General features: G+C 69.9%; 13 protein-coding genes. 12 read left to right on the top strand and 1 reads right to left on the bottom strand.

The window, feature by feature from the left end; all coding sequences use genetic code 11:
* Positions 1 to 139 precede the first annotated feature (139 nt).
* From recG to mutM, 8 genes are all read left to right on the top strand, one after another.
* Complete coding sequence (gene recG / locus AB0L71_RS21560; protein WP_365245253.1) at positions 140 to 2,350, top strand: ATP-dependent DNA helicase RecG; 2,211 nt, start codon at positions 140 to 142, stop codon at positions 2,348 to 2,350.
* A gap of 126 nt (positions 2,351 to 2,476) precedes the next feature.
* Positions 2,477 to 3,061, top strand: a complete 585-nt coding sequence (rsmD, locus tag AB0L71_RS21555) for a 16S rRNA (guanine(966)-N(2))-methyltransferase RsmD (protein ID WP_365245250.1) — start codon at positions 2,477 to 2,479, stop codon at positions 3,059 to 3,061.
* Positions 3,062 to 3,087: 26 nt separating this feature from the next.
* A complete protein-coding gene (gene coaD, locus AB0L71_RS21550) occupies positions 3,088 to 3,567 on the top strand; it encodes a pantetheine-phosphate adenylyltransferase (RefSeq protein WP_365245344.1) in 480 nt (159 codons plus the stop codon).
* Positions 3,568 to 3,665: 98 nt separating this feature from the next.
* Positions 3,666 to 4,727: a cell division initiation protein gene (locus AB0L71_RS21545; RefSeq protein WP_365245247.1), complete on the top strand. Its 1,062-nt coding sequence runs from the start codon at positions 3,666 to 3,668 to the stop codon at positions 4,725 to 4,727.
* A 232-nt stretch (positions 4,728 to 4,959) separates the two neighbouring features.
* Positions 4,960 to 5,628 carry a YceD family protein gene (locus AB0L71_RS21540; RefSeq protein WP_365245244.1) on the top strand — a complete coding sequence of 223 codons (669 nt, stop codon included), beginning with the start codon at positions 4,960 to 4,962 and terminating at the stop codon, positions 5,626 to 5,628.
* 2 nt (positions 5,629 to 5,630) lie between these two features.
* Positions 5,631 to 5,804, top strand: coding sequence for a 50S ribosomal protein L32 (rpmF, locus tag AB0L71_RS21535; protein WP_003965982.1), 174 nt, complete (start codon positions 5,631 to 5,633; stop codon positions 5,802 to 5,804).
* Between the two features lie 19 nt (positions 5,805 to 5,823).
* Positions 5,824 to 6,648: a ribonuclease III gene (gene rnc, locus AB0L71_RS21530; RefSeq protein ID WP_365245241.1), complete on the top strand. Its 825-nt coding sequence runs from the start codon at positions 5,824 to 5,826 to the stop codon at positions 6,646 to 6,648.
* Between the two features lie 142 nt (positions 6,649 to 6,790).
* Complete coding sequence (gene mutM, locus AB0L71_RS21525) at positions 6,791 to 7,675, top strand: bifunctional DNA-formamidopyrimidine glycosylase/DNA-(apurinic or apyrimidinic site) lyase (RefSeq protein ID WP_365245238.1); 885 nt, start codon at positions 6,791 to 6,793, stop codon at positions 7,673 to 7,675.
* Positions 7,676 to 7,694: 19 nt separating this feature from the next.
* On the opposite strand, the gene AB0L71_RS21520 is transcribed toward mutM, so the two are convergent.
* A complete protein-coding gene (locus tag AB0L71_RS21520; protein WP_365245235.1) occupies positions 7,695 to 8,585 on the bottom strand; it encodes a CAP domain-containing protein in 891 nt (296 codons plus the stop codon).
* A gap of 145 nt (positions 8,586 to 8,730) precedes the next feature.
* On the opposite strand from AB0L71_RS21520, the gene AB0L71_RS21515 reads away from it, so the two are divergent.
* The 4 genes from AB0L71_RS21515 (at position 8,731) to AB0L71_RS21500 (ending at position 15,283) form a co-directional block, all read left to right on the top strand.
* Positions 8,731 to 9,012, top strand: a complete 282-nt coding sequence (locus AB0L71_RS21515) for an acylphosphatase (RefSeq protein ID WP_365245232.1) — start codon at positions 8,731 to 8,733, stop codon at positions 9,010 to 9,012.
* Between the two features lie 437 nt (positions 9,013 to 9,449).
* Positions 9,450 to 9,662 carry a hypothetical protein gene (locus AB0L71_RS21510; RefSeq protein ID WP_365245229.1) on the top strand — a complete coding sequence of 71 codons (213 nt, stop codon included), beginning with the start codon at positions 9,450 to 9,452 and terminating at the stop codon, positions 9,660 to 9,662.
* Positions 9,663 to 10,005: 343 nt separating this feature from the next.
* A complete protein-coding gene (locus AB0L71_RS21505; protein ID WP_365245226.1) occupies positions 10,006 to 13,668 on the top strand; it encodes an AAA family ATPase in 3,663 nt (1,220 codons plus the stop codon).
* Between the two features lie 196 nt (positions 13,669 to 13,864).
* Entirely contained in the window at positions 13,865 to 15,283 is a 1,419-nt protein-coding gene (locus AB0L71_RS21500) for a sugar porter family MFS transporter (RefSeq protein ID WP_365245223.1), read from the top strand.
* The last annotated feature ends 1 nt before the right edge of the window (position 15,284 follow it).

The following is a 15,284-nucleotide window of genomic DNA, read 5'->3' as shown; positions in this document are numbered from 1 at the left end:
CCCACGGGGCCGGACCGCGCGACGCGCCGGACGGAGCGGCCACGGACGCCGGACCCTGGCCGTGCGGGCCTGGTACACGCAGCGGATTCGGGGGTTCCGGGTGGTGCCCGCCGGACATCTGTCAGTGGTGTGGTGTGCAATGGATCGCGTGTCTGCGTTCGATGAACCCCTCAGGAAGCTGCTCGGCGGAGCCACCGCCAAGGTGATGGCCGACCACCTCGACCTGCACACGGTCGGTGATCTGCTGCACCACTACCCGCGGCGGTACGAGGAGCGTGGCCGGCTCACGGCGCTGACCGACCTCCCTCTGGACGAGCACGTGACGGTCGTCGCCCAGGTCGCCGACGCCCGCGTCATGATGTTCAACAACGGCCGGGGCAAGCGCCTCGAAGTGACCCTCACCGACGGCAGCGGCCGCCTCCAGCTGGTCTTCTTCGGCCATGGAGTCCACAAGCCGCACAAGGAACTGCTGCCGGGGCGGCGCGCCATGTTCGCCGGCAAGGTCTCCGTCTTCAACCGCAGGATGCAGCTGGCCCACCCCACCTACCAGCTGCTGGACGTCGAGGACACCGACGAGGCCACCGAGGCGGTGGACGCCTTCGCGGGGCGGCTGCTGCCGATCTATCCGGCGTGCAAGCAGCTCGACTCGTGGCGGATCGCCAAGGCCGTCGACACCGTGCTCCCCGGCGCGCAGGAGGCCGTCGACCCGCTGCCGCCCAGGCTGCTCGAAGGCCGTGGGTTCATCCCGCTCCCGGAAGCGCTGCTGAAGATCCACCGGCCCCGGACCAAGGAGGACATCGCACAGGCCAGGGACCGGCTGAAGTGGGACGAGGCCTTCGTCCTCCAGGTCGCCCTGGCCCGCCGCCGGTACTCCGACACCCAGCTGCCGGCCGTGGCCCGCAGACCGCGGCCCGACGGCCTCCTCGACGCCTTCGACGCCAAGCTGCCCTTCACCCTCACCGAAGGGCAGCAGAAGGTCTCCGGGGAGATCTTCGACGACCTGGCGGCCGAGCACCCGATGCACCGGCTCCTCCAGGGCGAGGTGGGCAGCGGGAAGACCATGGTCGCGCTGCGCGCGATGCTCGGCGTGGTCGACGCGGGCGGGCAGGCCGCCATGCTCGCGCCCACCGAGGTGCTCGCCCAGCAGCACCACCGGTCCATCACCGACATGATGGGCGAGCTGGCCGAGGGAGGAATGCTGGGCGGCTCCGAGCATGGCACGAAGGTGGTGCTGCTCACCGGCTCCATGGGGACGGCGGCCCGTCGCCAGGCACTCCTCGACCTCGTCACCGGCGAGGCCGGGATCGTGATCGGCACCCACGCGCTGATCGAGGACAAGGTGCAGTTCCACGACCTGGGTCTGGTCGTCGTCGACGAACAGCACCGCTTCGGGGTGGAGCAGCGCGACGCGCTGCGCTCGAAGGGGAAGCAGCCGCCGCACCTCCTCGTCATGACCGCGACCCCCATTCCCCGCACGGTCGCCATGACCGTCTTCGGCGACCTGGAGACCTCCGTACTGGACCAGCTCCCGGCCGGCCGCTCGCCGATCGCCAGCCATGTCGTCCCCGCCAAGGACAAGCCGCACTTCCTCAGCCGCGCCTGGGAACGGGTCCGGGAGGAGGTGGAGAGCGGGCACCAGGCCTACGTGGTCTGCCCCCGCATCGGCGACGACGCCGAGGACGAGGCGGCGGGCGGGAAGGGAAAGAAGAAGGCGCCCGAGGAGGATGCCGAGAAGCGGCCGCCGCTCGCCGTCCTGGAGATCGCCGAACAGCTCTCCCGGGGCCCGCTCGCCGGTCTGCGCATCGAGGTGCTGCACGGCAGGATGAACCCCGACGACAAGGACGACGTGATGCGCCGCTTCGCCGCGGGCCAGGTCGACGTTCTCGTCGCCACCACCGTCATCGAGGTCGGCGTCAACGTCCCCAACGCCACCGCCATGGTGATCATGGACGCCGACCGGTTCGGGGTGTCCCAGCTGCACCAGCTGCGCGGCCGGGTCGGCCGTGGCTCCGCCGCCGGACTCTGCCTGCTGGTCAGCGAGGCCCACGAGGCCAGCCCGGCGCGTGCCCGGCTCTCCGCCGTCGCCGCCACCCTCGACGGATTCGAGCTCTCCCGGATCGATCTCGAACAGCGCCGCGAGGGGGACGTCCTCGGGCAGGCGCAGTCCGGGGTCCGCTCGTCGCTGCGGATGCTCACCGTCATCGACGACGAGGAGGTCATCGCCGCCGCCCGGGAGGAGGCCGCCGAGGTCGTCGCCGCCGACCCGGAGCTGGAACACCTGCCCGCGCTGCGGACCGCGCTGGACGCACTGCTCGACAAGGAACGCGAGCAGTACCTCGACAAGGGCTGACAACGGCCGACAAGGACCGGCAGGGGCCGACGGGTGCGCGGGCCCCAACTCTGACGACGCCATATCGTGGGTGGCACGGCGCCGCAGCTCCCTGCGGGCCGCCCACGAACCGAGGACCAGACACCCATGACCCGCGTGATCGCCGGCTCGGCCGGTGGACGCCGCCTGGCCGTTCCGCCCGGCAACGGCACCCGCCCCACCTCCGACCGTGCGCGCGAAGGCCTCTTCTCCACCTGGGAAGCCCTCCTGGGCAGCCTTCAGGGCATTCGTATCGCGGACCTGTACGCGGGCTCGGGCGCCGTCGGTCTGGAGGCGCTCTCCCGCGGCGCGGTCCATGCCCTGCTCGTCGAGGCCGACCCCAGGGCCGTCCGCACCGTCCGGGACAACGTCCGTGCAATCGGCCTGCCCGGCGCCGAAGTCCGTACCGGCAAAGCCGAACAGATCGTGACGGGTCCGGCGCCCGCGGAGCCGTACGACGTGGTGTTCCTGGACCCGCCGTACGCAGTGACCGACGACGATCTTGGCGAGATCCTCCTCACACTCCGTGCTCAGGGGTGGCTCACGGGCGATGCCCTCGTCACCGTGGAACGCAGCACCAGAGGCGGAGAATTCAGCTGGCCCAAGGGATTCGAGCCACTACGGGCCCGTCGCTACGGCGAGGGAACCCTTTGGTACGGTCGCGCCGCCTCTACGTGCGAAGACGCACGATGACCGGACCGGAGAGCGAGGGAATCAAGTTGCGCCGCGCCGTCTGTCCGGGGTCCTTCGACCCCATCACCAATGGACACCTCGACATCATTGGCCGCGCCTCGAAGCTGTACGACGTCGTACACGTCGCGGTGATGATCAACCAGTCCAAGAAGGGGCTGTTCACGGTGGAGGAGCGGATCGAGCTGATCCGTGAGGTCACCGCGGACTTCGGCAACGTCCAGGTCGAGTCCTTCCACGGCCTTCTGGTCGACTTCTGCAAGCAGCGCGACATCCCGGCGATCGTGAAGGGCCTGCGGGCCGTCAGCGACTTCGACTACGAGTTGCAGATGGCCCAGATGAACAACGGGCTCTCCGGCGTCGAGACGCTCTTCGTGCCGACGAACCCCACGTACAGCTTCCTGTCGTCCTCCCTGGTCAAGGAGGTCGCCACCTGGGGCGGCGACGTCTCCCACCTGCTGCCCCCGGTGGTCCACGAGGCTCTCACCGAGCGTCTCGCCCAGCGCTGAGGAACTGACGGCCCGCCGGCGGGTGTCGGGTGGGTGCCGACTGGCCGTACAGTCGTCCCGTCCGTCTCCAATCAGCTGTAGAGAGTGGCGAGCACACGGTGGACGTGCAGAAGAAGCTCGACGAGATCGTCGAGGCGGTCGGGAGCGCCCGGTCCATGCCCCTGTCGGCTTCGTGCGTGGTCAACCGCGCCGAGCTGCTCGCGATGCTCGAAGAGGTGCGTGAGGCCCTGCCCGGCTCGCTCGCCCAGGCCCAGGAGCTCATCGGCGGCCAGGAGCAGATGGTCCAGCAGGCCCGCCAGGAGGCCGAGCGGATCATCGAGGGCGCACAGGCCGAACGCGCCTCACTGATCTCCGAGACCGAGGTCGTCAGGCAGTCCCGCAGCGAGGCCGACCGCATTCTCGGCGAGGCCCGCCGGGAGGCCGAGGAGGTCCGGGCGGAGGCCGACGAGTACGTCGACAGCAAGCTCGCCAACTTCGAGGTCGTCCTCACCAAGACCATCGGCTCCGTCGACCGGGGCCGCGAGAAGCTCCTCGGGCGTGGCCAGGCCTTCGACGAGCAGGGGTACGAGGACCCGGACTTCGCCGAGGCCCCCGAGCGCAGCACCGACCCGGCCACGCTCCAGCGCCGTGCGGACGAGTACGTCGACACCAAGCTCGGCGCCTTCGAGGCCGTGCTGGCCAAGACCCTGGAGGCGGTCGGCCGCGGCCGGCAGAAGCTGCACGGCCGGGTTCCCACCGACGAACTCGGCGCGCTCGTGGCCGCCCAGGACGCGGCGGGCAACCCGGTGCACCTGAGCGACGAGGACCACTGGGCCGGCCTCGCCGAGTCCACCGCTCCGGAACCGCAGCCGGTGCACCAGCAGACCCAGCCGCACTTCCCCGCCCAGGCCCAGCCGGGCTACGCCGAGACGTACGCCTACCAGCAGCCGCAGCAGGACGCCTACGGCTATCAGCAGCAGTACGACCCCTACCAGCAGCAGGGATACGACCCGGCCACGGCCCAGGCCCCGGTCCACGGGTACGACGGCTGGCAGCAGCAGCCGATGCAGGCCCCGCCCGCGCTCCAGCCGCAGGGGGAGAGCGCCCTCGACGAGACCAGCCTGTTCGACACCAGCATGATCGACCTGGACCAGCTCCGCCGGTACGAACAGGAGCGCTGACCGGGCGGGGTGCGGCCGGGGCCTCCCGACGGTCCGGAACCGGGTGCACTGGACCGGGCCGGACCGGACCAGGCGGCACCGGACCGGGCCGGACCGAGGGCTGTTCGAACCGGATTGGGAGCTGAGCGGTGCGTCAAGTATCCTGGCTCTTCGGTCGCGCGTATGGCCGCGATCCCGGCTGCCCGTTTCGAATCCGATTCCGGTCAGCCCCTCCCCACGATGTGTGATGCACATGATCTCGAAAGCAGGAAAAGCCCTGAACGGCCACCTCGACCACCGAAACCCCCTCGTGTTCGACACGCACGAGCTGGGTCGGCGTCCCGGTGCCCTCCAGCGGCTGACCCGCTCGGTGGACGCACCCGGTTCACCGGCCTTGGGCATCGACGGGGTCATCGGGGTGCCGGAAGGCGCACCCGTGGAGCTGGACCTCCGCCTCGAATCGGTCATGGAAGGGGTGCTTGTCACAGGCACCGCCCGTGCGTCGGCCGAGGGGGAGTGCGTAAGGTGTCTGGAGCCGCTGCACCAAGAGGTCGTGGCGGACTTCCAGGAGCTGTTCTCGTACCCTGACGCCGACGACCGTGGCCGCCCCAAGGCGGAACCGGCCGACGACGCCGAGGACGACGAGGACAGGCTCTTCATCGAGGACGGCCTGTTCGACCTCGAACCAGTGCTGCGCGATGCGGTGGTGCTCGCACTGCCGATGCAGCCGGTGTGCCGGGAGTCCTGTGCCGGTCTGTGTTCCGAATGCGGAATCAGGCTGGACGAGAACCCCGGACACCATCACGATGCCGTCGACATTCGTTGGGCGGCACTGCAAGGACTCGCCGACACCGTTCAGGACGGCGAGAAGGACAACATGGGCGGCGCCGAAGCGGGCGTCGACGAGAAGCAGGAGAAGTAGCCGTGGCTGTTCCGAAGCGGAAGATGTCGCGCAGCAACACGCGCCACCGCCGGTCGCAGTGGAAGGCTGCGGTCCCCACCCTGGTTTCGTGCGAGCGTTGCCAGGAGCCGAAGCTGCAGCACATCGCGTGCCCCAGCTGCGGCACGTACAACAAGCGCCAGGTTCTCGAGGTCTGAGCGGCTGGTGAGAGGCCCGATGTCTGAGTTGTCCAACGCCAAGAAGCAGGCAGACAACGTCAACACAGCCTCGCCCCACACGCTTCTGGAAGGGCGGCTCGGGTACCACCTCGAGTCCGCCCTTCTGGTGCGTGCGCTGACCCATCGCTCGTACGCATACGAGAACGGCGGTCTGCCCACCAACGAGCGGCTCGAGTTCCTCGGGGACTCGGTGCTCGGCCTGGTGGTCACGGACACGCTGTACCGCACCCACCCCGACCTGCCCGAAGGCCAGCTGGCCAAGTTGCGGGCCGCGGTGGTCAACTCGCGTGCGCTTGCGGAAGTGGGCCGCGGCCTCGAACTCGGCTCCTTCATCCGGCTCGGCCGCGGTGAAGAGGGCACGGGTGGCAGGGACAAGGCGTCCATCCTCGCCGACACCCTTGAAGCGGTGATCGGCGCGGTTTACCTCGATCAAGGCCTCAGCGCGGCCTCGGAGCTGGTCCACCGGCTCTTCGACCCGCTGATCGACAGGTCCTCGAACCTCGGCGCAGGCCTGGACTGGAAGACCAGCCTCCAGGAACTCACCGCGAGCGAGAGCCTCGGCGTGCCCGAGTATCTCGTCACGGAGACCGGCCCGGACCACGAGAAGACCTTTACTGCTGCCGCCCGCGTCGGTGGTGTCTCGTACGGCACCGGCACCGGCCGTAGCAAGAAGGAAGCGGAGCAACAGGCGGCGGAGTCCGCCTGGCGCGAGATCAGTGCCGCCGCGGAGGCGCGGCAGGCCGCGGCGAAGGCCGCTGCCGACGGAGGGGCCGCCGACACCCCTGCCGACCCCGCGTCGTCCACGGACGCCGCTTCGGCCTGACCCGAGAACCCCTCGGTGCCCTGCGCACCGAGGGGTTTTCCGCGCCCGGGCACTCTTCCCGGTGCCCCGGTCTCCTTCCGACCCACCTCCTCCGTCCCACTTTCCACGTCCCACTTCCTACGTCCCACCCAGGAGCGACACCGTGCCCGAGCTGCCCGAGGTTGAGGTCGTACGACGCGGTCTCGAGCGCTGGATCACCGGCCGTACGGTCGGTGATGTCGAGGTGCTGCACCCGCGCGCGATCCGCCGCCATCTCGCGGGTGGTGTGGACTTCGCCGCCCGTCTCGACGGCACCCGCTTCGGACCGGCCATGCGCCGCGGCAAGTATCTGTGGGTGCCGCTGGACGACGCGTCCAGCTCGCTGCTCGGCCACCTCGGCATGAGCGGCCAGCTGCTCGTGCAGCCGCAGGACGCCCCCGACGAGAAGCACCTGCGCATCCGGATACGCTTCGCCGACTCACTCGGCACCGAGCTGCGCTTCGTGGACCAGCGGACCTTCGGCGGGCTCTCGGTCCACGAGAACACTCCCGACGGGCTGCCCGAGACCATCGCACACATCGCCCGTGACCCCCTGGACCCGGCGTTCGACGACACGGCGTTCCACGCGGCTCTGCGACTGCGCCGCACGACGGTCAAGCGCGCCCTGCTCGACCAGACGCTGATCAGCGGAGTCGGCAACATCTACGCGGACGAGGCGCTCTGGCGCGCCAAACTGCACTACGACCGGCCGACCGCGACCCTCACCCGTCCGAAGTCGGCCGAGCTGCTGGGCCATGTCCGCGACGTGATGACAGCGGCGCTCGACCAGGGCGGCACCAGCTTCGACAGCCTCTACGTCAACGTGAACGGCGAGTCCGGCTACTTCGACCGCTCACTCGACGCCTATGGCCGGGAGGACGAGCCCTGCCACCGCTGCGGCACGCCGATGCGCCGCCGCCCGTGGATGAACCGCTCCAGCTACTTCTGCCCGCGCTGCCAGCGCCCGCCGCGCACGGTCTCCCCGTCCCGGACCACCGGGCTCGGGTAGGACCTCGTCCGCGGACGTCTCAGAAGCCGAAGTCCTGGGTCCACCAGGGGCCGCCCGCGCCGCGGTGCACGCCGACGCCGAGCGTTCTGTAGTCGCAGTTGAGAATGTTCGCGCGGTGCCCGTCGCTGTTCATCCAGGAGTCCATCACCGCTTGCGCGGTGGCCTGGCCGCGGGCGATGTTCTCGCCGCCGAGCCCCTCTATCCCGGCCTTGGCGGCGCGGTCCCAGGGGGACAGCCCATCGGGGTCGGTGTGGTCGAAGAAGCCGCGGGCAGCCATGTCGTCGCTGAAGTCCTGGGCGAGCGAGGTCAACGAGGCGCTGGCGGTGAGCGGGCTGCAGCCGGCCTTCGCGCGCTCCTGGTTGACGAGGGCGAGCACAGCGGCCTGCGCGGAGGCGGCCGACGACGACGGCGCCGCGGAGGTCCGGGAAGCCGGAGCGGAGGCCGCAGCCGTCGCGGCCGCGGACGACTTCCCGGCCGCCGCCGGGGCGGTGCTCTTCCCGGCGCCCGCCGCACCGGACGCGGACGACGTCGGGGAGCGGGACGGCTCGGCCCCAGCGGTCGACTTCGACGGGGACGTCGACGAGGCCTTCGCCGGCCCATCGGTGCGTCCGGTCCCGCTGCCGGCCGCGGGGGTGCCGGACTCGCCCTGGGTCAGCAGATCCGGCGCCGACTCGGTGCGGATCCGGTCGGCAGCCGTACTGCCTCCGTCGCCGGAGCCACCGCCGCCGGGCAGCAGCCCGGAGGCCACCGCCACGGCGCCCACGGCAAGGGCCGCGGACGCGCCGATCAGCCCCGTACGGGCAGCCGTCGCGGACCGTGCCCTGCGGCGCGCACCCCGGTGCCGACGCGAGTCCCCCGCTCCGCCGTGCTCAGCGGCAGGAGGTTCGGCGGAGCGTCGGTGGCGTCCCATCTGCTGAGCCCTCCTGACGGTTTGGACGTTGCTTTCGGTTTCAACGCACTTCACCCGATGGAGTGAGGTCGTTGCCAGGGGACTGTAGTGCATGCCCTGTCGGCAGGATGTGCCCCCGGAGTATTGGGGCCGATAGCGTTCGGACATGAACGAAGATGTGCGGCTCACCGCCTGGGTGCGTGGCCGAGTGCAGCAAGTGGGTTTCCGTTGGTTCACCAGGGCGCAGGCTCTGGAGATCGGCGGCCTCACGGGATTCGCCCTCAACCTCGACGACGGCAGGGTGCAGGTCGTGGCCGAGGGACAGCACGAGAACTGCCACCGCCTGCTGGCCTGGCTGTGTTCGGACGACACACCCGGGCACGTCGACGGAGTTACTGAGATCTGGGACACGCCGCGCGGGGGATACGACGGCTTCGCGATCCGCTGACACGGGCTCGGTACGCCGCTGTCACGGGGGCTGCGTTCGATTGGTGTTCGGTGGGCGGCGCAGAGCGACGGGGTGGTCGCTCATCTGCGGACACATGAAATGACCTGCGAATTGACCGGGTGGTTGCCAAGAATCGGTTGGCGTGCCAGGCTGCGACATCAAGAATGATCTCCATGCCCCCGAGGGCCCCGCAGGAGAGTCGCGCCGCATGATCGTCAAGCCGTGCGCCCGGGGCCGCCTCGCTCTACGGGGTGTGATCGTGTTGACCGTCAAACTTTTTGGTGAGACGCTGAAATCCCCGCGCACCTGAACTGTTCGGCGGAGCTGTTGGGCAGCAGAACAGCAGTGAGTACAGAGCACTACCGGACACCGCGGGTGCGATTCCCTCACGACCCACACCGCATCGGTCGGTCACTCAGTGTGGAGGACCATCCATCATGGCAAAGGCGCTTCTCGGTTACGTCGGCGGTTCCGATCCGCGACTCCTCGCCGAGATGCGACGGCTCCAGCAGCGCGTCCAGGACCTCGAATCCGAGCTCGTACGGATCCAGCACGAGAACGACGCTCTCAATGCCGCCGCCCAGCACCAAGAGTCGCTGCTCGACAGCATCGACATCGACGTATCTCAGGCGCAGCCGGTACTGACCTGACCGATGGCCCTCCAGGCCGGTCGGGCTGTCCGCGTCAGCCGTCCGAGATCTTCCCCCGGATCGTCGCCGGATCATTGAAGATCATTGCTCTTGGTCTGTCACGTCTGTGACATGTCCGTGATCCGTCATGCGCCGATGCACCAGAACAGTTGCACCAGAGCACAGCACACGATTCACAAGGGGCGCTTCGGCGTCCCTTCTTTCTTTTCTGCTCGGGCCCCGCGCCACTTTTCCGCTTGGATCCGTGCGGCACCTGCCCGGGTCATACGCCCCTTCCCTTACCGTCTGATGTGCCCTGCACCTTCATCAGTGAAACCGAGAGCGAAAGGTAGAGTCCGGCGGCGTGCATCTCAAGGCCCTGACCCTGCGTGGTTTCAAATCGTTCGCCTCCGCCACGACACTGCGGTTCGAACCCGGGATCACGTGTGTCGTCGGTCCCAATGGGTCCGGCAAGTCCAATGTGGTGGATGCGCTCTCCTGGGTCATGGGGGAGCAAGGGGCGAAGTCCCTGCGCGGCGGAAAAATGGAAGACGTGATCTTCGCCGGCACCACCGGACGCCCGCCGCTCGGGCGGGCGGAGGTATCGCTCACCATCGACAACTCCGACGGCGCTCTGCCCATCGAGTACGCCGAAGTGACGATCACTCGGATCATGTTCCGCAACGGCGGCAGCGAATACCAGATCAATGGCGACACCTGTCGGCTCCTGGACATCCAGGAACTCCTCTCCGACTCCGGTATCGGCCGGGAGATGCACGTCATCGTCGGCCAGGGCCAGCTGGACTCCGTCCTCCACGCCGATCCCATGGGGCGGCGCGCCTTCATCGAGGAAGCCGCGGGCGTGCTCAAGCACCGCAAGCGGAAGGAGAAGGCGCTGCGGAAACTGGACGCCATGGGCGCCAATCTGGCGCGCGTCCAGGATCTGACGGACGAGCTGCGACGCCAGCTGAAACCGCTGGGCCGGCAGGCCGCCGTGGCGCGCCGGGCCGCCGTCATCCAGGCCGATCTGCGCGACGCCAGGCTGCGGCTGCTCGCCGATGACCTGGTGCGGCTGCGCACCGCGCTGCAGACCGAGATCGCCGACGAGGCCGCGCTCAAGCAGCGCAGGGAGACCGCGGAGGCGAACCTCAAGGCGGCCCTGACGCGTGAGGCGGAGCTGGAGGACGAGGTGCGGCGGCTGGTGCCGCGGCTGCAGCGGGCCCAGCAGACCTGGTACGAGCTGTCGCAGCTGGCCGAACGGGTGCGCGGCACGGTCTCGCTGGCCGACGCGCGGGTGAAGAGCGCGAACGCGGCGCCCGAGGAGGAGCGGCGCGGCACCGGGTTCCGGGACCCCGAGAGCATGGAGCGGGAGGCCGCCCGGATCCGTGAGCAGGAGGCGGAACTGGAGGCCGCGCTGGAGGCCGCCGAGCGCGCGCTGGAGGACACGTCCGCGCACCGCGCCGAACTGGAACGGCAGTTGGCGGTCGAGGAGCGCAGGCTCAAGGATGCCGCCCGCGCCATCGCGGACCGCCGCGAGGGGCTCGCCCGGCTGAACGGGCAGGTCAATGCTGCCCGCAGCAGGGCGGGTTCGGCGCAGGCGGAGATCGACCGGCTGGCCGCTTCCCGGGACGAGGCGCAGGAGCGGGCGGTCGCCGCCCAGGAGGAGTACGAACAGCTCAAGGCCGAGGTCGAAGGGCTGGACGCGGACGACGCGGAGCTGGGCGAGCAGCACGAGGCCGCCCAACAGGAACTCGCCCGGGCCCAGGCGGCGCACTCCGAGGCCCGGGAGGCCGCCACCGCCGCCGAACGGAAGCGGGCGGCGGTCGCCGCCCGTCACGAGGCACTCGCCCTCGGACTGCGCCGCAAGGACGGCACGGGGGTGCTCCTGGGTGCGCGGGACCGCCTGTCGGGTCTGCTCGGACCGGCCGCGGAACTCCTGACGGTGGCGCCGGGCCACGAGGTCGCGGTGGCCGCGGCCCTGGGCGCGGCGGCGGACGCCGTCGCGGTGGCGGACCCCACGACGGCGGCGGAGGCGATCCGGCTGCTGCGCAAGCAGGACGCGGGGCGGGCCGCGCTGCTGCTGGGCGGGGCATCCGAACGGCGGGACGTCTCCGAAACTGGCGATGCCTCTGATTCTGGCGGTGTCTCTGATTCTGGCGGTGACTCTGGTACCGGCGGCGCCTTGGGCGTCGACGGAGTGGGTGTGACCGATCCGTCCGCCGCAGGGCCGCTTGCCGTGGCCGGTCTTGTCCGCGGCCCGGTCGAACTGGTGGGCGCCGTGCGAAGGCTGGTGCGGGACATGGTGGTGGTCGGCACCCTGGAGGACGCCGAGGATCTCGTCGCCCTGCACCCCGGGCTGACGGCCGTCACCGCCGAGGGCGACATCCTCTCGGCGCACTTCGCGCACGGTGGCTCCGCCGGGGCGCCGAGCCTCCTGGAAGTGCAGGCTTCGGTCGACGAGGCCGCCGCACAGCTGGAGGAACTGGCCGTGCTCTGCGAGGAGTTGACGGAGGCCCAGCGGCTCGCGGGGGAGCGGCGCGGCGCAAGCGCCCGGCTGGTCGAGGAGCTGGGGGAGCGGCGTCGGGCCGCCGACCGGGAGAAGTCCGGGGTGGCCCAGCAGCTCGGGCGTCTGGCCGGTCAGGCACGTGGCGCCGCCGGTGAGGCCGAGCGGATGGCCGCGTCCGCCGCCCGGGCCCAGGAGGCGCTGGAGCGGGCGACGGAGGAGGCCGAGGTGTTGGCCGAGCGGCTGCTCGTCGCCGAGGAGATGCCGGTCGACGAGGAGCCGGACACCTCCGTACGCGACCGGCTCGCCGCCGATGGCGCCAACGCCCGTCAGACCGAGATGGAGGCGCGCCTCCAGGTGCGTACCCATGAGGAGCGGGTCAAGGGGCTCGCGGGCCGTGCCGACGCCCTCGACCGGGGTGCCCGCGCCGAACGCGAGGCCCGGGCCCGTGCCGAGCAGCGCCGCGCCAGGCTGCGGCACGAGGCGGCAGTGGCCTCCGCCGTCGCGTCCGGCGCACGTCAGCTGCTGGCTCATGTCGAGGTGTCCGTCGTACGGGCCGAGCAGGAACGGGTCGCGGCCGAGGCGGCGAAGGAGGAGCGGGAACGGGGACTGACGGCCGAGCGCAACCAGGGCCGTGAGCTCAAGAGCGAGCTGGACAAGCTCACCGACTCCGTCCACCGCGGCGAGGTGCTCGGGGCCGAGAAGCGGCTGCGGATGGAGCAGCTGGAGACGAAGGCACTGGAGGAGCTGGGGGTCGAGCCGGCCGGTCTGGTCGCCGAGTACGGCCCCGACGAGCTCGTACCGCCGTCACCGGCCGCCGACGGCGAGGAACTGCCGCAGGACCCGGAGCATCCGCGCAATCAGCCGAAGCCCTTCGTCCGGACCGAGCAGGAGAAGCGGCTGAAGGCGGCCGAACGGGCCTATCAGCAACTCGGAAAGGTGAATCCGCTCGCCCTCGAGGAGTTCTCGGCGCTGGAGGAGCGGCACAAGTTCCTCTCCGAACAGCTCGAAGACCTGAAGAAGACCCGGGCCGATCTGATACAGGTGGTCAAGGAGGTCGACGAGCGGGTCGAGCAGGTGTTCACCGAGGCGTACCGGGACACGGCTCGCGAGTTCGAGGGCGTCTTCTCACGGCTCTTCCCGGGGGGCGAGGGGCGGCTCGTCCTGACCGACCCGGACAACATGCTCGCGACCGGTGTGGACGTCGAGGCCCGGCCGCCCGGCAAGAAGGTCAAGCGGCTCTCGCTGCTCTCCGGCGGGGAACGCTCGCTCACGGCGGTGGCGCTGCTGGTCTCGATCTTCAAGGCCAGGCCGAGCCCGTTCTATGTGATGGACGAGGTCGAGGCGGCGCTCGACGACACCAATCTCCAGCGGCTGATCCGGATCATGGAGGAGCTCCAGGAGAGTTCCCAGCTGATCGTGATCACGCACCAGAAGCGGACGATGGAGGTCGCCGACGCGCTGTACGGCGTCTCGATGCAGGGGGACGGCGTTTCCAAGGTCATCAGCCAGCGGCTCCGCTGACCCGCCGGCCGAATCCTCGGTGATCCCCTGCGCCTTTCGGTGTTCCTGACGCTCCTTCGTCCGTGACGCGCTCACCCATGCGAAATCCGGGATGCGCACCCGTACGTCCGTCGTGCCGTTCTCCGGTTCGAGTGGTGGTGATCGCAAACCTGTGCGCCACTGGGAAGAAAGCCGTGGCCAGGCATCAGGAGTACATGTGACCAGCACAGCGCAGGGATCGGCGTCCGGAGCCCAGGAGGCCCATCCTGAGCACCTCGGCCATGTCGTGTTCATCACGGCGGCCGCCGCCATGGGCGGCTTCCTGTTCGGCTACGACAGCTCCGTCATCAACGGCGCCGTCGAGGCGATCCGCAGCCGGTACGACATCGGTCCGGGAACCCTCGCCCAGGTCATCGCCATCGCCCTGATCGGCTGTGCGATCGGCGCGGCCACGGCGGGGCGCATCGCCGACCGCATCGGCCGCATCCACTGCATGCGGATCGCCGCCGCGCTCTTCACCATCAGCGCCGTCGGCTCCGCGCTCCCGTTCGCGCTCTGGGACCTGGCGATGTGGCGCATCATCGGCGGCTTCGCCATCGGCATGGCGTCGGTGATCGGCCCGGCCTACATCGCCGAGGTCGCGCCGCCCGCCTACCGCGGCCGGCTCGGCTCCTTCCAGCAGGCGGCGATCGTCATCGGCATCGCCATCTCCCAGCTGGTGAACTACGGCATTCTGCAGTTCGCCGACGGGGACCAGCGCGGCAATATCGGCGGTATCGAGGCCTGGCAGTGGATGCTCGGAGTGATGGTCGTCCCGGCCGCCCTGTACGGGCTCCTGTCGTTCGCGATCCCCGAGTCGCCGCGATTCCTGATCTCGGTCGGCAAGCTGGACCGGGCCCGTCGGGTCCTCGAAGAGGTCGAGGGCAAGAACGTCGACCTCGACGCCCGGGTGGCCGAGATCGAGACCGCCATGCGCCGTGAGCGGAAGTCCACGTTCAAGGATCTGCTCGGCGGTCGCTTCGGCCTCCTGCCGATCGTCTGGGTCGGCATCGGCCTCTCGGTCTTCCAGCAGCTCGTCGGCATCAATGTGGCGTTCTACTACTCGGCGACGCTGTGGCAGTCCGTGGGCATCGACCCGACGCAGTCGTTCTTCTACTCGTTCACCACGTCGATCGTCAACATCATCGGTACCGTGATCGCGATGGTGCTGGTGGACCGGGTGGGCCGCAAACCGCTCGCACTGGTCGGCTCCACCGGTATGGCCATCGCACTGGCCTTCGAGGCCTGGGCCTTCTCCGCCCACCTGGTGAACGGCAAGCTGCCCCACCCCCACGGCATCGTGGCACTCCTCGCGGCCCATGTGTTCGTGCTCTTCTTCGCCCTGTCGTGGGGAGTCGTGGTCTGGGTCTTCCTCGGCGAGATGTTCCCGAACCGGATCCGTGCCGCCGCGCTCGGCGTCGCCGCGTCCGCCCAGTGGATTGCCAACTGGGCGATCACCGCGACCTTCCCGAGCCTGTCCAGCTGGAACCTCTCGGGCACGTACATCATCTACGCCTGCTTCGCCACGCTCTCGATCCCCTTCGTGCTCAAGTTCGTGAGGGAGACCAAGGGCAAGGCGCTGGAGGAGATGGGCTGAT

Origin of the sequence: Streptomyces sp. NPDC052052, assembly GCF_040680455.1 — a bacterium.
Classification (GTDB): domain Bacteria; phylum Actinomycetota; class Actinomycetes; order Streptomycetales; family Streptomycetaceae; genus Streptomyces.
The sequence above is the reverse complement of the archived record's forward strand: the minus strand, read 5'-3'. Positions and strand labels throughout refer to the sequence as shown.